This is a genomic window from Sabulicella flocculans (assembly GCF_045449635.1).
GTDB lineage: Bacteria > Pseudomonadota > Alphaproteobacteria > Acetobacterales > Acetobacteraceae > Roseococcus.
The window spans coordinates 16,736-33,388 of sequence record NZ_JBJJBR010000031.1; the positions used below are offsets into that span (position 1 = coordinate 16,736).

20 protein-coding genes are annotated in these 16,653 nt (G+C 75.4%); 10 read left to right on the forward strand and 10 right to left on the reverse strand.

Features of this window, described 5'->3' with window-relative positions:
• The first annotated feature begins 53 nt into the window (after positions 1–53).
• Both ACI6QG_RS18370 and ACI6QG_RS18375 read left to right on the forward strand, forming a co-directional pair.
• The gene (locus ACI6QG_RS18370; RefSeq protein WP_407026043.1) at positions 54–1,373 is read left to right on the forward strand and encodes a replication-associated recombination protein A; all 1,320 of its coding nucleotides are present in this window, start codon (positions 54–56) and stop codon (positions 1,371–1,373) included.
• A complete protein-coding gene (locus ACI6QG_RS18375) occupies positions 1,370–1,699 on the forward strand; it encodes a fluoride efflux transporter FluC (protein ID WP_407026044.1) in 330 nt (109 codons plus the stop codon). Before ACI6QG_RS18370 ends, ACI6QG_RS18375 begins: the two co-directional genes overlap by 4 nt.
• Positions 1,700–1,719: 20 nt before the next feature.
• Here the strand turns inward: ACI6QG_RS18375 and ACI6QG_RS18380 are convergent, their stop codons facing one another.
• The 3 genes from ACI6QG_RS18380 to ACI6QG_RS18390 are packed head-to-tail and all read right to left on the reverse strand — an operon-like array spanning position 1,720 to position 5,001.
• Positions 1,720–3,156 (reverse strand): protein adenylyltransferase SelO, encoded by a 1,437-nt coding sequence (locus ACI6QG_RS18380; RefSeq protein WP_407026045.1) that lies wholly within the window; start codon positions 3,154–3,156, stop codon positions 1,720–1,722.
• A gap of 46 nt (positions 3,157–3,202) precedes the next feature.
• A complete protein-coding gene (locus ACI6QG_RS18385) occupies positions 3,203–3,784 on the reverse strand; it encodes a c-type cytochrome (protein ID WP_407026046.1) in 582 nt (193 codons plus the stop codon).
• Positions 3,781–5,001: a PQQ-dependent sugar dehydrogenase gene (locus ACI6QG_RS18390; RefSeq protein WP_407026047.1), complete on the reverse strand. Its 1,221-nt coding sequence runs from the start codon at positions 4,999–5,001 to the stop codon at positions 3,781–3,783. The genes ACI6QG_RS18385 and ACI6QG_RS18390 overlap by 4 nt, the downstream gene beginning before the upstream one ends.
• A gap of 86 nt (positions 5,002–5,087) precedes the next feature.
• Here ACI6QG_RS18390 and ACI6QG_RS18395 point away from each other — a divergent pair, with 86 nt between their 5' ends.
• Positions 5,088–5,495: an META domain-containing protein gene (locus ACI6QG_RS18395; protein WP_407026048.1), complete on the forward strand. Its 408-nt coding sequence runs from the start codon at positions 5,088–5,090 to the stop codon at positions 5,493–5,495.
• 4 nt (positions 5,496–5,499) lie between these two features.
• On the opposite strand, the gene ACI6QG_RS18400 is transcribed toward ACI6QG_RS18395, so the two are convergent.
• The 5 genes from ACI6QG_RS18400 to ACI6QG_RS18420 are packed head-to-tail and all read right to left on the reverse strand — an operon-like array spanning position 5,500 to position 9,501.
• Positions 5,500–6,216, reverse strand: a complete 717-nt coding sequence (locus ACI6QG_RS18400) for a cytochrome c biogenesis protein CcdA (protein ID WP_407026049.1) — start codon at positions 6,214–6,216, stop codon at positions 5,500–5,502.
• 6 nt (positions 6,217–6,222) lie between these two features.
• Positions 6,223–6,609, reverse strand: a complete 387-nt coding sequence (locus tag ACI6QG_RS18405) for a thioredoxin family protein (protein ID WP_407026050.1) — start codon at positions 6,607–6,609, stop codon at positions 6,223–6,225.
• 55 nt (positions 6,610–6,664) lie between these two features.
• Positions 6,665–7,267 carry an NrsF family protein gene (locus ACI6QG_RS18410; RefSeq protein ID WP_407026051.1) on the reverse strand — a complete coding sequence of 201 codons (603 nt, stop codon included), beginning with the start codon at positions 7,265–7,267 and terminating at the stop codon, positions 6,665–6,667.
• Positions 7,264–7,881: a sigma-70 family RNA polymerase sigma factor gene (locus ACI6QG_RS18415; protein ID WP_407026052.1), complete on the reverse strand. Its 618-nt coding sequence runs from the start codon at positions 7,879–7,881 to the stop codon at positions 7,264–7,266. Before ACI6QG_RS18415 ends, ACI6QG_RS18410 begins: the two co-directional genes overlap by 4 nt.
• Before the next feature lie 33 nt (positions 7,882–7,914).
• Positions 7,915–9,501, reverse strand: coding sequence for a GMC family oxidoreductase (locus tag ACI6QG_RS18420; protein ID WP_407026053.1), 1,587 nt, complete (start codon positions 9,499–9,501; stop codon positions 7,915–7,917).
• 195 nt (positions 9,502–9,696) lie between these two features.
• Between ACI6QG_RS18420 and ACI6QG_RS18425 the strand changes: the two genes are divergently transcribed.
• The 6 genes from ACI6QG_RS18425 (at position 9,697) to ACI6QG_RS18450 (ending at position 15,041) form a co-directional block, all read left to right on the forward strand.
• Complete coding sequence (locus ACI6QG_RS18425; protein ID WP_407026054.1) at positions 9,697–11,085, forward strand: FAD-binding oxidoreductase; 1,389 nt, start codon at positions 9,697–9,699, stop codon at positions 11,083–11,085.
• 71 nt (positions 11,086–11,156) lie between these two features.
• Positions 11,157–12,242: a PA0069 family radical SAM protein gene (locus ACI6QG_RS18430; RefSeq protein ID WP_407026055.1), complete on the forward strand. Its 1,086-nt coding sequence runs from the start codon at positions 11,157–11,159 to the stop codon at positions 12,240–12,242.
• Between the two features lie 9 nt (positions 12,243–12,251).
• Positions 12,252–12,893 carry a ribonuclease HII gene (gene rnhB / locus ACI6QG_RS18435; RefSeq protein WP_407026056.1) on the forward strand — a complete coding sequence of 214 codons (642 nt, stop codon included), beginning with the start codon at positions 12,252–12,254 and terminating at the stop codon, positions 12,891–12,893.
• Positions 12,894–12,898: 5 nt separating this feature from the next.
• On the forward strand, positions 12,899–13,984 hold the full coding sequence (locus tag ACI6QG_RS18440; protein WP_407026057.1) for a site-specific DNA-methyltransferase: 1,086 nt from the start codon (positions 12,899–12,901) through the stop codon (positions 13,982–13,984).
• A complete protein-coding gene (locus ACI6QG_RS18445; RefSeq protein WP_407026058.1) occupies positions 13,981–14,556 on the forward strand; it encodes an AAA family ATPase in 576 nt (191 codons plus the stop codon). Before ACI6QG_RS18440 ends, ACI6QG_RS18445 begins: the two co-directional genes overlap by 4 nt.
• On the forward strand, positions 14,547–15,041 hold the full coding sequence (locus ACI6QG_RS18450) for a GNAT family N-acetyltransferase (RefSeq protein WP_407026059.1): 495 nt from the start codon (positions 14,547–14,549) through the stop codon (positions 15,039–15,041). Before ACI6QG_RS18445 ends, ACI6QG_RS18450 begins: the two co-directional genes overlap by 10 nt.
• On the opposite strand, the gene ACI6QG_RS18455 is transcribed toward ACI6QG_RS18450, so the two are convergent.
• Together ACI6QG_RS18455 and dapB are read right to left on the reverse strand one after the other, a co-directional pair.
• Positions 15,023–15,463 carry a GNAT family N-acetyltransferase gene (locus ACI6QG_RS18455; RefSeq protein WP_407026060.1) on the reverse strand — a complete coding sequence of 147 codons (441 nt, stop codon included), beginning with the start codon at positions 15,461–15,463 and terminating at the stop codon, positions 15,023–15,025. The two genes, ACI6QG_RS18450 and ACI6QG_RS18455, sit on opposite strands and share 19 nt — an antisense overlap.
• On the reverse strand, positions 15,460–16,203 hold the full coding sequence (gene dapB, locus ACI6QG_RS18460) for a 4-hydroxy-tetrahydrodipicolinate reductase (protein WP_407026061.1): 744 nt from the start codon (positions 16,201–16,203) through the stop codon (positions 15,460–15,462). Before dapB ends, ACI6QG_RS18455 begins: the two co-directional genes overlap by 4 nt.
• A gap of 62 nt (positions 16,204–16,265) precedes the next feature.
• Here dapB and ACI6QG_RS18465 point away from each other — a divergent pair, with 62 nt between their 5' ends.
• Positions 16,266–16,529 (forward strand): PRC-barrel domain-containing protein, encoded by a 264-nt coding sequence (locus tag ACI6QG_RS18465; RefSeq protein ID WP_407026062.1) that lies wholly within the window; start codon positions 16,266–16,268, stop codon positions 16,527–16,529.
• The last annotated feature ends 124 nt before the right edge of the window (positions 16,530–16,653 follow it).

Consider the following 16,653-nt stretch of genomic DNA (forward strand, 5'->3'; position numbering starts at 1 on the left):
TTGCGTGGCGGCGCGGCATAGGCCGGGCGCGCCGGGGGCGCTACCCTGCCCGCATGGCCCGCCGCCCGCCTTCCGACGACCTGTTCGGCCCCGCCCCCGGCGAGGCCCCGCCGCCCCCCGCCGCCGACGCCCCGCTGGCCGAGCGCCTGCGCCCGCGCCGGCTGGAGGAGGTGGTGGGCCAGGACCACCTGCTGGGCCCGCAGGGCTCGCTGGCACGCATGCTGGCGCGCGGCTCGCTGTCCTCCCTGGTGCTGTGGGGGCCGCCGGGGGTGGGCAAGACCACCATCGCCCGCCTGCTGGCCGAGGCGGCGGGGCTGGAGTTCGTCGCGCTCTCGGCCGTGTTCTCCGGCGTGGCCGACCTCAAGCGCGCCTTCGAGGAGGCGCGCGCCCGCCGCCGCGCCGGCCGGCGCACCCTGCTGTTCGTGGACGAGGTGCACCGCTTCAACCGCGCCCAGCAGGACGGCTTCCTGCCGGTGGTGGAGGACGGCACCGTGGTGCTGGTGGGCGCCACCACGGAGAACCCGAGCTTCGCCCTGAACGGCGCGCTGCTGAGCCGCTGCCAGGTGCTGGTGCTCAAGCGCCTGGACGAGGCGGCGATGGAGGCGCTGCTGGCCCGCGCCGAGGCGCTGGAGGGCCGCCCCCTGCCGCTGACGGCGGGCGCGCGCGCCCTGCTGGGCGCCATGGCCGATGGCGACGGCCGCTACGCCCTCAACCTGGCCGAGCAGGTGCTGGCGGAGGGCGGGGAGTTGCTGGACGAGGCCGCCCTGCAGGCGCTGCTGTCCCGCCGCGCTGCCCTGTACGACAAGGACCGCGAGGAGCACTACAACCTCATCTCCGCCCTGCACAAATCCCTGCGCGGCTCCGACCCCGACGCCGGGCTCTACTGGTTCGCGCGCATGGTCCAGGGCGGCGAGGACCCGCGCTACATCGCCCGCCGCCTCACGCGCTTCGCGGCGGAGGACGTGGGCATGGCCGACCCGGCGGCGCTGCCGCTGGCCATCGCGGCGTGGGAGACCTTCGAGCGCCTTGGCTCCCCGGAAGGCGAGCTGGCGCTGGCGCAGCTGGTGGTGCACCTGGCCACCGCGCCCAAGAGCAACGCCGTCTATGCCGGGTGGAAGGAAGCCCAGGCCCTGGCGCGGCAGACCGGCTCGCTGATGCCGCCGCCCAACATCCTCAACGCGCCCACCCGGCTGATGAAGGAGCTGGGCTACGGCCAGGGCTACGAATACGACCACGACGCGCAGGACGGCTTCAGCGGCGCCGGCTACTTCCCCGAGGGCATGGCCCGCCCGACGCTCTACCGCCCCACCGGCCGCGGGGCCGAGGCCGCGGTGGCCGAGCGCCTGCGCGAATGGGCGCGGCGGCGCCGGTGAACCTGCTGGCGGTGATGGCGGGCGGGGCGCTGGGCTCGGCGGCGCGCTGGGGCGTGTCGCTGTGGCTGCCCTGGCCCTGGGCGACGCTGCTGGTGAACGGGCTGGGCAGCGCCGCCATCGGCGCCCTGGCGGCGCAGGGGGTGTCGGGCCCGGCGCGGCTGTTCCTCGTCACCGGCGTGCTGGGCGGCTTCACCACCTTCAGCGCCTTCAGCCTGGAAACGGCCCTGCTGTGGGAGCGCGCGCCGTGGCAGGCGGCGCTCTACGTGGCGGCAAGCCTGGGGCTGGGGCTGGGCGGCTTCGCATTGGGGTGGTGGGCCGGGCGCTGACGCCGGGCGCCGCGCGAAGGTCAGGTCCCGCAGAAGGTGGCCGTCACCCGCTCCTCGCGCCGCGGCGCCTGCTCGAAGGCGGCGAAGCGCGGGTCGTCGTCGAAGGGGTGCTCCAGCGCGGCCAGCAGCGTCTCGAAGGGGGCCATGTCGCCCTGCGCGGCGGCGGCCAGCGCGCGCTCCACCTGGTGGTTGCGCGGGATGCGCGCCGGGCTGGCCGCCTGCATCATGGCGCGGCGCGCCGCCGGGTCCATGCCCTCCGCCGCCACGCGGGCGCGCCAGCCCTCGGCCCAGGCGTCGAAGGCCGCGGGGTCGCGGAACTCCGCGCGGGCGTCGCCGTCCAGGCGGCGGAAGGTGCGGGTGAAGTCGGCCTCGTTCTCCGCCATCGCCTGCAGCAGCGCGTCGGCCAGGGCGTCGTCGCGCTCCATCAGCCCCAGCTTGCGGCGCAGGGCCTCGCGCCAGCGGGCGTTGAAGCGCGGGGCGAAGGCGTCCAGCGCCGCGCTGGCCTTGGCGATGGCCGGCTGTTCCTCCGCCGCCAGCAGCGGCAGCAGGCACTCGGCCAGCCGCGTGAGGTTCCACAGCGCGATGCGCGGCTGCTGCGCGAAGGCGTAGCGCCCGCCATGGTCGATGGAGGAGAACACGGCCGCCGGGTGGTAGGCGTCCAGGAAGGCGCAGGGGCCGTAGTCGATCGTCTCGCCGCTGACGGTGCAGTTGTCCGTGTTCATCACGCCGTGGACGAAGCCCACCGCCATCCAGGCGGCGACGAGGTCGGCCTGGCGCTCGGCCACGCCGCGCAGGAAGGCGGCGTAGGGCTCGGGGTCCTCCGCCGCCGCGGGGTCGTGGCGGGCGATGGCGTGGTCGGCCAGGGCCCGCACGCCCTCCAGGTCCTCGCGCGCGGCGAAGTACTGGAAGGTGCCCACCCGGATGTGGCTGGCGGCCACCCGCGCCAGCACTGCGCCGGGCAGCGCGTCCTCGCGCATCACCCACTCGCCGGTCGCCACCGCGGCCAGGGCGCGGGTGGTTGGGATGCCGAAGGCGTGCATCGACTCGCTCACCACGTATTCGCGCAGCACCGGGCCCAGCGCCGCCCGCCCGTCGCCCCGGCGCGAGAAGGGGGTGGGGCCGGAGCCCTTCAGCGCCAGGTCCAGCCGGCGCCCGTCAGGCGCCAGCACCTCGCCCAGCAGCAGGGCGCGGCCATCGCCGAGCGAGGGCACGAAGCCGCCGAACTGGTGGCCGGCATAGGCCTGGGCCAGCGGCTCGGCGCCTTCCGGCGCGGCGTTGCCGGCCAGCACCGCCACCCCGGCATCGGAGGCCAGCCAGGCGGGGTCCAGCCCCATCTCCGCCGCCAGGCGGGCGTTGAGCTTCAGCAGCCGCGGCTGCGCCACCGGGGTGGCGTCCAGCCGGGCGTAGAATCGCGGCGGCAGGCGGGCATAGGAGTTGTCCAGGCGCATCCCGCCCATGTCGGGCGGCGGCGGGCCGCCATCAAGGCGTGCGGGCGGCCCCGCGTCAGGGGGCGTGCGCCAGGTGGTGCGCCAGGGCGGCAATGTCGGCGTCGCCCAGCCCGTGCATCACCCCGTTCATCTGGGTGTCCATGCCCACCCGCGTGCCGTCGCGGTACTGCAGCAGCGCGTGGCGCAGGTAGTCCTCGCGCTGGTGGTTGATGCGCGGCACGTTGGCGCGGCCGGAATAGCCGGCGCCGTGGCAGGCGTTGCAGTTGCGCGCCGCCGAGACCTCCGCCCCCCGCGCCGCCAGCGCGTCGACGCGCGGCCCGCGGTCCGCCTTGGGGCCGGAGGGCAGGGCGGCGAACCAGGCGGCGATGTCCTCCACCTGCGCGTCGGTCAGGCCGCGCGCGGGCTCGGCCATCGCCGGCACGTCGCGCAGCCCCTCGCGGAACAGGATGAGCTGGATGACGAGGAAATCGGGCTGCTGCCCGGCCAGGGAGGGCATCTCCGGCAGGGTGCTGCGCCCGTCAGGGCCGTGGCAGGCGCCGCATTGCCGCGCCTCCACCACCGGGGCGGCGCGCGCCGCCTCCTGCGCCGCGGCGGGGCCGGCCAGCGCCAGCCCCGCGAGCAGGGCCAGCGCCCTCACCGCCGGTAGGTGATGCGGTAGATGGCTCCGTTGTCCTCGTCCGACACCAGCAGCGCGCCGTCGGGCATGGTCAGCAGCCCGGCCGGGCGGCCGGAGAAGCGCTGGGTGGCGTCGTCGCGCAGCCCGCCCATGAACTCCTCCATGCTGAAGCGGCCGCTGGCGTCCTGGCGCAGCACCACCACGTTGAAGCCGCTCAGCCGCGGGCGGTTCCAGGAGCCCTGGTTGGCGATGAACAGCGCGTCGCGGTAGCGCTCGGGGAAGGCGGTGCCGGTGTAGAAATGCGTGCCGATGGGCGCGACGTGCGGGCCCAGCAGCGCGTCGGGCGCCGGGAACTCGCTGCACAGGCGGGCATTGGGGATGGCCGGGTCCTGGAAGCCGGCGGCGCACCAGGGGAAGCCGAAATGCTCGCCGCGGCCGCGCAGCAGGTGCAGCGTGTCGGAGGGGTTGTCGTTGCCCGCCCAGTCGCGCCCGTGGTTGGAGAACCACAGCTGCCCGGTGCGCGGGTGGAAGTCGAACCCCACCGAGTTGCGCACGCCCCGCGCCTCGATGCGGCGGTCGCTGCCGTCGGGGTTCCAGGACTCGATCAGCGCGAAGCGCTCGCCGTCGAACTCGCAGATGTTGCAGGGCACGCCGCGCGGGATGTAGAGCCGCCCGTCCGGCCCGAAGGCGATGTGCTTCCAGCCGTGGTGCGGCTCGGTCGCCTGGCCGAAGGCCTGCGTCAGCTCCACCGGCTGCGGGTTGGCCAGGTTGGCCTCCACGTTGTCCACCCGCAGCACGCGGTGCATGGCGGCGATCCACAGCGCGCCGTCGCGCACCGCGAGGCCGGAGGGCTGGGTGAGGCCCTGCATGAACACGCTCACCTCCCGCGCAGCGCCGGTGTCGCGCACGGCGTAGACGCGGCCGATGGTGCGGGTGCCGACGAAGATCGTGCCGTTGGGGCCGCGCACCATGACGCGCGCGCCGGGCAGGCCATGCGCCCACAGCTCGGCCTGGAAGCCCTCGGGCAGGCGCAGCCGCGCCACCGGGATGCGCTCGGGCGGGGTGGCGGTCAGGCGCGGCGGGTGCGGGGCCAGGGGGGAGGCGGCCATCTCCGGCGGGCGGCCCTGCGCCCAGGCGGGGGGCGATGCGGCCGATGCGGGCGGCGCCGCCTGCTGCGCGGCGGCGAGGACGGGCAGGGCCATCGCGGCCGCCATGCCCAGAAGGGTGGTCCGGAACATCGTGCTTCCTCCCCGGCCCGCGGTTCCGGGCCGTTGGGGCGATGAAATCCCGCTGCGATGCGCGCGGCAAGCCCTATCATGCCCGCATGAGAAGCCTTCCCGCGCTGCTGCTCCTCGCCGCCTGCGCCGCCGCGCCTGCCCATCCGCCGCCGCCCGAGGGGCATTGGCGCGTGGAAGCCCTGCGCGGCCAGGCGCTGCCCGCCGTGCCCCGCCCGGCGGAGATCAACTTCGTGCCCGGCCGCTACGCCGCCAGCGGCGGCTGCAACCGCATCGCCGGGCAATGGGAGGGCACGGGCACCGCGCTGGCCTTCCGCCCCGGCGCGATGACCCGCATGGCCTGCCCGCCGCCGCTGGACGCGCAGGAAACCGCCTTCGTGCAGGCCCTGGCCGAGGTGCGCGCCCTGTCTGGCGGCACCGGCGAGGCCATGGCCCTGCTGGACGCGCGTGGTGCCGAGGTCATGCGGCTGCGGCGGTTGCCGCGCCCGGGCGGCTGAGGCCTCAGAACCGCGTCACCGCCGCGGCCCAGGCATCGGGCAGGGCGGCGGTCAGCGCCACCTCCAGCGTCTTGTCCCAGCCGGACAGCACCAGCAGGCCGAAGCCGGCCAGCACGCCGCCCATCACCGGGCGCATGGCGCCGCCGGCCGCGCCCAGGCGGCGGCGCAAGGCCGGCACGGCGCCGCGCGCCACCGTGCCCAGCAGCAGCAGGGGCGTGGCGGCGCCCAGTCCGAAGGCCAGCATGGTCAGCGCCGCCTGCGGCGCGGTGGCGGCGGTGGCCGAGAGCCCCAGCGCCGCGCCCAGCGCCGGCCCGGTGCAGGGCGCCCAGGCCAGGCCCAGCACCGCCCCCAGCGCGAATTGCCCGCCCAGCCCGCGGCCGGACATGCGCGCCGCCAAGGCGGCCACCGGCGCCATCACCCGCTCCGCCGCCACCGACACGCGGGCGGCGGCGCCGGAGGCCAGCATCAGCGCGCCCGCCGCCAGCATCAGCGCCGCCGCACCCAGGCGCAGCGCCTCCGCCTCCAGCCCCAGCGCGCCGCCCACCAGCCCCAGCAGCACCCCGGCCGCGGCGAAGGAGGCGGCGAGGCCGGCGGCGAGGGCAAAGGGCGCCAAGCGGTGCTCGGCCCCCGCCGCCGCCAGGATGGCGGGCAGCAGCGGCAGCACGCAGGGAGACAGGCTGGCCAGCACCCCGGCCAGCCCCGCGAGCAAGGCGGCGGCCATGGCGGCTCAGGCCGCCCGCAGCAGCAGCTCGCGGATCGCCGCGCCCTGCGTCACGCCGGTGGCGCGGCCGCGCTCCTCCCGGCCCCGATAGGCGATCAGCGTGGATTGCTGGCGCACGCCAAGCTGGCGCAGCGCGTCCTTCTGGCTGTCGAAATCCACGGTGAACAGGATGGCCTCGGCCAGGCGCGGGTCGGCCAGGGCGGCGTCCACGTGCGGGCGCTGGACGCGGCAGGTGGGGCACCACGGCGCGGTGACTTCCACCAGGATGGGCCGCCCGGCCTCCTGCGCCGCGGCGAAGGCGGCGGCGGAAAAGGGCTGGCGCGCGGCCTGGGCGGCGGCGGGCCGGGCCAGCGGCGCGGCGAGCAGGGCGAGGAGGGCGGTGCGGCGAAGCATGGCGGGTGTCCTTCCAAGGGGTTCCGCACCGTCTTCGCCGGCGCGGGGCCGCAGGTTACGCCGGCCGCCGCAGCAGCGCCGGGCCCAGCAGCGCCGCCAGCAGCGCCACCCCCGCCACCGCCCCGCCATGGGACAGCAGCACGGTCGCCGCCGCCATCGGCCCGTGCACGCAGGCGAGGCCGGCGGCCGCCAGCGCCGCCCCGGCCAGCCCGCCCAGCGCCGCCACCGCGCCGGGCCGCCAGCCGCCCGCGCGCCGCGCCAGCCAGAGCAGCGCCGCCGCCGCCGGCAGCCCCAGCGCCGCGATGAAGCCGATGCAGGACCAGGAAAGGCCGGGCGGCGCGCCTTCCGCCACGCCGGCGGCGGCCATGCTGGCCAGCCAGGCCAGGGCGGCAGGCAGCGGCAGCCAGGCCCAGCGCGCATCCTGCCCCGGCACGGCGGCATGCAGCGCCGCCAGCGCCGCCAGCACGGCAGTCAAGGCCGCCAGCGCGGCCTCGGGCGACAGGCCGGGCGGCCAGGCGCTGCCATGCGCCCAGGCGGCGACGGCCACCGCCAGCCCGGCGGCGCCCAGCCAGCCCAGCAGCGCGGCGGCGGGGCGCGCGGGGCGGCGCACCGGGCGCAGGTCACGCGCCAGGGCCGCGGCGAGTTCCTCAGGGGTCATGCCGGTCCTCCCAGACCCAGGCGGCGGCGCAAGGCCGCCATGGCGCGGTGGGTGGCGACCTTCAGCGCGCCCGGCGTCATGCCCGAGCGGCGGCTGGCCTCGGCCAGCGACAGCTCCTCCAGCTTGGTCAGGCCGATGGCGGCGCGCTGGGCCGGGGGCAGGGCGGCCACCGCCGCGCGCAGCGCCGCGCCCGCGCGCCCGGCCTCCAGCGCCGCGGCGGCGTCGGGTGCGGCGTCGGGGGCTTCGGCGGCGGCGTCCAGCGGGGCTTCGCGCCGGCCGGCGCGGCCCAGGCGGCGGCCGCGGTCGGCGGCGCGGCGCAGCGCGATGGCGGCCAGCCAGGGGCCGAAGGGGCGCGCGGGGTCGTAGGTGTGGCGGATGCGGTGCAGCGTCAGCAGCGCGTCGCCCACCGCATCCTCCACCTCCGCCGGTTCGCGCAGGCGGGTGCGGCACAGGGCGCGCAGGATGGGCAGGCACTCGCGCAGCAGCGCCTGGTAGGCGGCGGCATCGCCGGCCTGGGCGGCTTCCATCAGCGCGCCCAGGCGCTGGTCGCGCGCGTCCCTCACCGGGGCAGCGCGGGGCATGGGCAGCGGCAGGGCCATGGCGGCGTCGGGCATGTCATGCCGTGTTCGCCCGGGCGCGCTGGGAGGTTACGCCGCGCGCAGGAAGGCGGCGCAGCGCTCGCCGATCATGATGGCGCCCGCATTGGTGTTGCCCGAGACCACCGTGGGCATCACCGAGCAATCCGCCACCCGCAGCCCCTCCACCCCGCGCACGCGCAATTGCAGGTCCACCACGCTCGCCTCGTCGGCGCCCATGCGGCAGGTGGAGGTGGGGTGGTAGATCGTGCCGCCGGTGGCGCGGATGTAGTCCAGCAGCTCGCCATCCGGCGTCTCCAGGCTGGCCAGACCGTGCGGCGCGGCGATGAAGGGCTGCATGGCCCTGGTCCGCGCCAGCCGCTGGCCGAGCTTGAGCCCTTCCACCATGCAGCGCCGGTCGGTCTCGGTGGCCAGGTAGTTGGCGTGGATGCGCGCCTTGGCCATCGGGTCCGCGCTGGCGAGGGTGATGGCGCCGCGGCTTTCCGGGCGCAGCTGGCAGATGCTCATGGTGAAACCGGGGAAGCGGTGCAGCCCCTCCTTCACGCTGTCCGCGCTCCAGGGGATGAAGTGGAACTGCACGTCCGGCGTGGCGCTCTGCGGCAGCACGCGGGCGAACAGGCCGGAGGTGCCGGCGGCGAAGGAAAGCGGCCCGCCGCGCGTCAGCGCGTACTGCGCCCCCATCCGCGCCATGCCCCAGAGCGAGTTCACCACCTCGTTCACGCTCACGCGCTGCGAGGCGCGGAACATCAGCCGCGCCTGGAAATGGTCCTGCAGGTGCTGGCCCACCGCCGGCACGTCGCGCTGCACGGCGATGCCGTGCTCGGCCAGCTGCGCTGCCGGGCCGATGCCGCTGAGCATCAGCAGCTGCGGCGAGTTGATGGCGCCGCCGGCCAGCACGATCTCGCGCGCGCGCGCCACCTGCGCGGCGCCGCCGCGGCGGTATTCCACGCCCACCGCGCGGCTGCCTTCGAACAGGATGCGCGTGGCGTGGGCATCGGTTTCCAGCCGCAGGTTCGGGCGCTTCAGCGCCGGCTTGAGGTAGGCGGTGGCGGCGGAGCAGCGCACGCCGTTGCGCACCGTCACCTGGTACCAGCCCGCGCCCTCCTGCACCGGGCCGTTGAAGTCCGGGTTCATCGGCAGGCCGAGCTCCTGCGCCGCCTCCAGGAAGGCGACGGAGAGCGGGTTGCGGTCGCGCAGGTCGCTCACCGCCAGCGGGCCGTCGCCGCCATGCAGGGGGTCGGGGCCGCGCTCGTTGCGCTCGGCCTTGCGGAAGAAGGGCAGGCAATCCTCGAAGCCCCAGCCGGTGCAGCCCATCTGGCGCCAGGTGTCGTAGTCCTCGCGCTGGCCGCGGATGTAGATCAGGCCGTTGATGGCGCTGCTGCCGCCCAGCACCCGCCCGCGCGGCCAGGGCACGGAGCGGCCGCCCAGCGCCGCCTCCGGCTCGGTGCCGTAGTTCCAGGAAAGAGTGGGGTGGTACATGGTCTTCGCGTAGCCGATGGGCACGTGCAGCCACGGGTTGCGGTCGCGGGCGCCGGCCTCCAGCACCAGCACCTTGCGGGCGGAATCCTCGCTGAGCCGCCCGGCGACGGCCGAGCCCGCCGAGCCGCTGCCGACCACGATCACGTCCCACTCCGCCATGGCGCCCGTCCCCTCCTGAGCGGCCGATTCAGCGCTGCGGGCCTTCGCCCCGCGCGGATCGGACGCGTGATGTTGGGCGGCCGATTCACCGCTGCGGGCTTTCGCCCTCCGCGGATCGGACGCCGGTGGCGATGCTGCGGCTTGACGCCGGGCGCGTCCAGACGTGCCATGCGCGCCATGCCACCGCTCGATGCCTTGACCGACGCCCTCGGCCCCGCCGCCTGCCTGCGCGCGGAGGCCGACATCGCCCCCTATGCCGTGGACTGGCGTGGCGTGTATCGCGGCACGCCGGTGGCCGTGCTGCGCCCCGCCGACACCGCCGAGGTGTCCACCGCCCTGCGCCGCTGCGCCGAGCTCGGCCTGGCGGTGGTGCCGGCGGGCGGGCGCACCTCGCTCTGCGGCGCGGTGGTGCCGGCGGCCGATGGCCCGCCCTCCGTCGTGCTGTCGCTGGAGCGGATGAACCGGCTGCGCGCGGTGGATGCGCTGGACAATTCCCTGGTGGCCGAGGCCGGCTGCACGGTGGAGGCGGTGCAGGATGCGGCGGCGGAGGCCGGGCGCTTCTTCCCGCTGCATTTCGGCGCGCAGGGCTCCGCCATGATCGGCGGCGCGCTGTCCACCAATGCCGGCGGCATCCGCACCCTGCGCTACGGCAATGCGCGCGACTTGGTGCTGGGGCTGGAGGTCGTGCTCCCGGATGGCCGCGTGCTCGATGACCTGCGCCGCGTGCGCAAGGACAACAGCGGCTACGCGCTGCGCCACCTGTTCATGGGCGCCGAGGGCACGCTGGGCGTCATCACCGCCGCCTCGCTCAAGCTGTTCCCGCCGCTGGTGGTGCGCGAGACGGCGCTGGTCGCCGTGCGCTCCCCGCACGAGGCGCTGCGCCTGCTGGCCCGCTGCCAGGCGAGCGGCACCGAGCTGGTGGCCTTCGAGCTGATCGGCCGCGAATGCATCGAGATCACGCTCAGGCACGGCCAGAACATCCGCCAGCCGATGGAGCTCGCCGCGCCCTGGTACTGCCTGGTGGAGGCCGGCGCCGCCCACGCCGCCCTGCCGGTGCGCGCCGCGCTGGAAGCCGCGCTGATGGCCGCGCTGGAAGCCGGCGAGGCCGAGGACGTGGTGATCTGCGAGAGCGAGGCGCAGCGCCGCAACCTGTGGGACATCCGCGAGACCTTCCCCACCTGCTCGCGCATGGAGGCGCCGGGCCTGCCGACCGACACCGCCGTGCCGGTCAGCGCCATCCCCGCCTTCCTCGACGCCGCCGCGGCGCTGATCAAGGCGAAGTGGCCGGAGGGGCGGATGGTGGCGCTGGGCCACATGGGCGACGGCAACATCCACCTGTCGCTGCAAGCCCCGCCCGGCACCACCCACGCCGAATGGGCCGCGCGCGGCGCCGGCTTCGAGGAGCGCATCGGCGAGATCGCGGTGGAACTCGGCGGCTCCTTCAGCGCGGAGCACGGCATCGGCGTGTCCAAGCGCGGGGCGATGGCGGCGCTGAAGGACCCGGTGGCGCTGGCGCTGATGCAAGCGATCAAGCGCACGCTGGACCCGGCGGGGATGATGAACCCCGGCAAGGTCCTGCCCTGATTTTCACGTTTTGTTCTTGACGGCGGGAACATCTAGCCTCATCGTGGCATGGAACTTTCGGTGAACCTGCCATGCCGGATGGAAGCCTGCCCCCGCGCGCGGAACGAGGCCGCGGCGCCCTGTCCAACCCCGCCAACCGCTTCGAGGCCGCCTCGGCGGAGGCCTTCGACGATGGCTGGGGCACCTGGCTGGAAGACCTGCCGCCGCTGCGCACCGAGCTGATCCGCGAGGCGTCGCGCAAGGCGCTGACCTTTAATGACAGCCCCGATTTGGGCTTCGACCGCTCGCTGAACCCGTATCGCGGCTGCGAGCATGGCTGCGTCTACTGCTTCGCCCGGCCCTCCCACGCCTATCTCGGCTTCTCGCCCGGCCTGGATTTCGAGGCCAAGCTGCTGTTCAAGCCCGACATGCCGGCCATCCTGGAGAAGGAACTGGCCAGGCCCGGCTACGTGCCGCGCACAGTGACGCTGGGCGCCAACACCGACCCCTACCAGCCGATCGAGCGCAAGCTGCGGCTGACGCGGGCGCTGCTGGAGGTGCTGGAGCGCTTCGGCCACCCGGTCAGCATCGTCACCAAGGGCGCCGGCGTGCTGGCGGACCTCGACATCCTGTCCCGCATGGCGGCGCGCAACCTGGTGCGGGTGTACATGTCGGTGACGACGCTGGATGCCCGGCTGGCCCGCGCCATGGAGCCGCGCGCCGCCACGCCCACGCGGCGGCTGCACGCCATGGCGGCGCTGCGCGGGGCCGGCGTGCCGGTGGCGGTGCTGGCCGCGCCGATGATCCCCGGCCTGAACGACGCCGAGCTTGAGCGCATCCTGGACGCCGCCCAGCGCCACGGCGCCGGTTCCGCCGGCTACGTGCTGCTGCGCCTGCCGCATGAACTGCGCGACCTCGTGACCGAATGGCTGCACCGGCACGACCCCGACCGCGCGGCGCGCGTGCTGGCGCTGGTGCGCGAAACCCGCAGCGGCGCGCTCTACGACGCGCGCTTCGGCCAGCGCCAGACCGGCAGCGGCGCCTGGGCCGGCTTGCTGCGCCAGCGCTTCCTGCTGGCCTGCCGCAAGCTGGGCCTGCCCCCGCGCGAGGACCACGCGCCGCTGACCACGCAGCATTTCAACGCCCGCGCCATGGATCGCCAGCCCGCCCTGCTGTAACCCGCAGCGATGCCCGACTTCTCCCTGGAGGCCGAGGCCGGCGGGCTGGTCGCCGGCGTGGACGAGGCCGGGCGCGGCCCGCTGGCCGGGCCGGTGGTGGCGGCGGCCGTGGTCTTTCTGGCACCCCCCGCGCCGGCACTGGCCGCGCTGCTGGATGACAGCAAGGCGCTGGGCGCCGCCCGCCGCGACGCCGCCGCCGCCGCGTTGCGCGAAGCCTCCGGCCTGCGCTGGGCGGTGGCCGCCGCCAGCGCGAAGGAAATCGGCGCGCTGAACATCCTGCGCGCCACCCAGCTGGCGATGCGCCGCGCCGTGCTGCGACTGGGCGTGCTGCCCGACCTGGCGCTGGTGGACGGCAACCAGCCGCCCGCCCTGCCATGCGCCGTGCGCTGCGTGGTGAAGGGCGACGCGCGCAGCCTGTCCATCGCCGCCGCCTCCATCCTCGCCAAGACCGTGCGCGACCACGCCATGGCGCGGCTTGGCGCCCGCCACCCCGGCTACGGCTTCGCCCGCCACCAGGGCTATCCCACCGCCGCGCACCGCGCCGCGCTCCTCGCGCTGGGCGCCACGCCGCATCACCGCCGCGGCTTCGGCCCGGTTGACGCGGCAACGGCGGCATCGTCATTGTCGGGCCGCGACTCGGGGATGGGGTAGGGGTTTTGGGCGCAGGGCTGGACTTGCCGCTGGACAAGGTGCTGGTGGGCGACTGCATCGAGACGCTGCGCGCCCTGCCGCCGGCCTCCGTGCACGCCGTGTTCGCCGACCCGCCCTACAACCTGCAACTGCGCGGGGAGCTGCACCGGCCCGACCACTCCAAGGTGGACGCGGTGGACGACGAATGGGACCGCTTCGCCGACTTCGCCACCTATGACGCCTTCACCCGCGAATGGCTGGGGGAATGCCGCCGCGTGCTGCGCAAGGACGGCACGCTGTGGGTCATCGGCTCCTACCACAACGTGTTCCGCCTCGGCACGGCCTTGCAGGACCTCGGCTTCTGGATCCTGAACGACGTCATCTGGCGCAAGGCCAACCCGATGCCGAACTTCCGCGGCCGGCGCTTCACCAACGCTCATGAGACGCTGATCTGGGCCGCGCATGGCGAGGCGTCGAAGTACCGCTTCAACTACGCCGCCATGAAGCAGCTGAACGACGACGTGCAGATGCGCTCGGACTGGCACATCCCGCTGTGCACCGGCAACGAGCGCCTGCGCGACGAGGCCGGCAACAAGGTCCACCCGACCCAGAAGCCCGAGGCGCTGCTGCACCGTGTCATCCTCTCCTGCACCAAGCCGGGCGACGTGGTGCTCGACCCCTTCCTGGGCAGCGGCACCACCGCCGCCGTCGCCAAGCGCCTCGGCCGGCGCTTCCTGGGCATCGAGCGCGACCCCACCTACGCCGCCGCCGCCCTGGCGCGCATCGCCGCCGTGGAGGCGCTGAGCGACGAGATGACCGCGCCCACGCCCTCCAGGCGGGAGCAGCCGCGCATCCCCTTCGGCACCCTGGTGGAGCGCGGCCTGGTCGCGCCCGGCGAGGCGCTGGCCGACCGGCACCGCCGCTGGACCGCCACGGTGCTGCCGGATGGCTCGGTCATCTGCGGCAAGGCGCGCGGCTCCATCCACGCCGTGGGTGCGGCGGTGCAGGAGGCGCCGTCCTGCAACGGCTGGACCTTCTGGCACCTGGTGCAGCGCGACGGCACGCTGAAGCTGCTGGACGCCTTCCGCCAGGAGCTGGGCGCCGAGCGGTGAAGCCCCCCGCGCTCTGGCTCATTGCCGGGCCGAACGGCGTGGGCAAGACCACCTATGCGCGGCGCTATCTGCGCAGCCTGACCGGCGGCACCGCCTTCGTGAACCTGGACGAAATCGGCCGCGGCTTGTCGCCACTGGAGCCGACGCCCGACGCCGAAACCGCGGGCGCCGCCGGCCGCATCGCGCTCGCGCGCCTGCACGCCGCCATCGCCGCCCGCCGCGCCGTGGCGGTGGAGACGACGCTGGCCGGCCACACCCACCGCCGCTCGATCGCCGCCGCGCGCGCCGCCGGCATGGGGGTGCGGCTGGTCTTCTGCCTGCTGCCGACGGTCGAGGCCGCCTTGGCGCGCATCCGCGCCCGCGTCGCCGCCGGCGGGCATGACGTGGCGGAGGCCGACGCCCGCCGCCGCTTCGCGCGTGCCGTGGCGAACTTCCCCGCCTATGCTGCCCTGGCCGACCATTGGGTGGTGCTGGACACCCAGCTGGCCGAGCCGCGGCTCGCCGCCAGCGGCCCGCCCGTCGCCATCGCCGACCACACCCTTGCCGAGGCCCTGCCGCTGCGATGGAACTGACCTTCCACGACCGCTGGTTCCCCGGCGCCATCGGCGGCATCGCCGCGCTGCATGCCCGGCACTACGCGGCCTCCCACGGCTTCGGCCCGGCCTTCGAGGCCAAGGTGGCGCGGGAACTCGGCGCCTTCCTCCAGGGCGGCGACGGCTTCTTCCGCGCCGTGTCGCGGGAGGGCGAGGCCCTGGGCTCGCTGGCGCTGGAGGAGGAAGGGCAGGGCGTGTGCCACCTGCGCTGGGTCATCCTCGACGCGTCGCTGCGCGGCCAGGGCATCGCCCGGCGCTGGCTGCACGAGGCCATCCTGCACGCCTGCCACACCGGCCAGCGCCTGATCTACCTGTGGACGCTGGAAGGGCTGCCGGAGGCCGCGCGCCTCTACGCCGCTGCCGGCTTCCGCGAGGTGGAGCGGCTGACCGCTACCCAATGGGGAACGCCCGCCACCGAGATCCGGATGGAGCTGGAACGCCCGCCTCAGAGGGCGATGTCGTAGGTCACCCACATGGTGCGCGTCGCCACCCGGTCATAGACGCCGCGGGCGCGGTAGTTGTCGTCCGCGGTGATCCAGCGGATGACGTTCCAGCCCTTCTGCCGCCCCAGTTCGGACAGCGCGGCCAGCAGCGCATCCGCCACGCCCCCGCCGCGCTGTGCCGGGTCCACGAACAGGTCGTTGAGGAAGCCGCCATAGGTGGCGCGCGAGGGGCGCACCATCGGCGTGTAGTGCGCCAGGCCGATGGCGCGGCCCGCCGCATCCTCGGCCACCAGGGCCTTCAGCTCATGCGCGGGGTCCATCAACCAGGCCCACACGGTGTCGCGCATCGCCTGGGTCTGCTCCACCTTGTAGAAGGCGGCGTAGCCGGCGAACAGGCGGTCCCAGTCGGCGCGGTGGCGGGGTTCGGGGGGGATGATCCTCACAGGCCCAGCACCTCCCGCATGCCGAACAGCCCGGCCTCGCGCCCCTGCAGCCACAGCGCGGCGCGCACCGCCCCGGTGGCGTAGGCGCGGCGGTCGAAGGAACGGTGGGTCAGCGCGATGTGCTCGGAGGCGGCGGCGAACAGCAGCGTGTGCTCGCCCACCACCTGCCCGCCGCGCAGCGCGGCGAAGCCGATGGCGCCGGTGCGCCGCGCGCCGGTGTGGCCGTCGCGGCCGGATTCGATGCCCGCCTGCTCCAGCGTGGTGCCGCGGCCGGCCGCCACGGCGCGCCCCAGCGCGATCGCGGTGCCCGAGGGCGCATCCACCTTCTGCCGGTGGTGCATCTCCACGATCTCGGCGTCGTAGGCGTCCGGGGGCAGGGCGGCGGCCAGCTTCTCGGCGATGGCCAGCACCAGGTTCACCCCGGTGGCGAAGTTGGCGGCATAGACGACGGGCACGCGCCGCGCCGCCTCGGCCACCGCGGCCTCCTGCGCCGCGTCGAGGCCGGAGGAGCCGAGCACCAGCCCCACGCCAGCCTCGGCCGCCAGCGCGGCATGGGCGGCGGCGGTGGAGGCATGGGTGAAGTCGATCACCACCTCGGACGCGGCGAACAGCGCGCGCGGGTCGTCGCCGCGCTTCGTGCCCCCGGCCAGGGTGGCGCCGGCCTTCGCCACCTCCTCCGCCAGCAGCACGCCCATGCGCCCGCCGATGCCCGCGATGCCGATCCTCATGCGTCCCTCCATGCCCTCGGCGCCCGATGTGCCACCGCCGCGCAACCGGCGCCAGCGCCCGGCATTGCCGCCGCATGTTCACCCGCGCGACCCAGGTGCTGGGCGCCACCGTCTTCGGCGCCGACGAGGCCGCCATCGGCACGGTGAGCGACCTCCTCATCAACGACCGCTCCGGCCTCGTCACCGCGGCGGTCATCGAGGCCGGCGGCTTCCTGGGCCTGGGCACCGAGGCGCATGAGGTCGCGTGGCAGCGCCTGGTCTGGGACGAGCGCCTGGGCGGCTACCTCCTCCCCGACCTGCTGCCGGACGGGCCGGCGGCCTCCCTCAGCCCTGCCTAGGTTGGGGACTCATTTGCTCCATTCGGTGACGGCAGTGACGAGGGCGAGTGCGGCGAGGAAGTTTCGGGCGAGGCGGTCGTAGCGCGTGGCGATGCGTCGCCAGTTCTTGAGCCTGCAAATGAGG

Excerpts from the sequence above, each read along its gene's own strand:
- ACI6QG_RS18395 (WP_407026048.1), top strand. The coding sequence starts at position 5,088 with ATGAGAAGCCTTCCCGCGCTGCTGCTCCTCGCCGCCTGCGCCGCCGCG.
- ACI6QG_RS18390 (WP_407026047.1), bottom strand. The coding sequence starts at position 5,001 with ATGTTCCGGACCACCCTTCTGGGCATGGCGGCCGCGATGGCCCTGCCC.
- ACI6QG_RS18450 (WP_407026059.1), top strand. The coding sequence starts at position 14,547 with ATGGAACTGACCTTCCACGACCGCTGGTTCCCCGGCGCCATCGGCGGC.
- ACI6QG_RS18400 (WP_407026049.1), bottom strand. The coding sequence starts at position 6,216 with ATGGCCGCCGCCTTGCTCGCGGGGCTGGCCGGGGTGCTGGCCAGCCTG.
- ACI6QG_RS18465 (WP_407026062.1), top strand. The coding sequence starts at position 16,266 with ATGTTCACCCGCGCGACCCAGGTGCTGGGCGCCACCGTCTTCGGCGCC.
- ACI6QG_RS18430 (WP_407026055.1), top strand. The coding sequence starts at position 11,157 with ATGCCGGATGGAAGCCTGCCCCCGCGCGCGGAACGAGGCCGCGGCGCC.
- ACI6QG_RS18405 (WP_407026050.1), bottom strand. The coding sequence starts at position 6,609 with ATGCTTCGCCGCACCGCCCTCCTCGCCCTGCTCGCCGCGCCGCTGGCC.
- dapB (WP_407026061.1), bottom strand. The coding sequence starts at position 16,203 with ATGGAGGGACGCATGAGGATCGGCATCGCGGGCATCGGCGGGCGCATG.
- ACI6QG_RS18410 (WP_407026051.1), bottom strand. The coding sequence starts at position 7,267 with ATGACCCCTGAGGAACTCGCCGCGGCCCTGGCGCGTGACCTGCGCCCG.
- ACI6QG_RS18420 (WP_407026053.1), bottom strand. The coding sequence starts at position 9,501 with ATGGCGGAGTGGGACGTGATCGTGGTCGGCAGCGGCTCGGCGGGCTCG.
- ACI6QG_RS18370 (WP_407026043.1), top strand. The coding sequence starts at position 54 with ATGGCCCGCCGCCCGCCTTCCGACGACCTGTTCGGCCCCGCCCCCGGC.
- ACI6QG_RS18415 (WP_407026052.1), bottom strand. The coding sequence starts at position 7,881 with ATGCCCGACGCCGCCATGGCCCTGCCGCTGCCCATGCCCCGCGCTGCC.
- ACI6QG_RS18380 (WP_407026045.1), bottom strand. The coding sequence starts at position 3,156 with ATGGGCGGGATGCGCCTGGACAACTCCTATGCCCGCCTGCCGCCGCGA.
- rnhB (WP_407026056.1), top strand. The coding sequence starts at position 12,252 with ATGCCCGACTTCTCCCTGGAGGCCGAGGCCGGCGGGCTGGTCGCCGGC.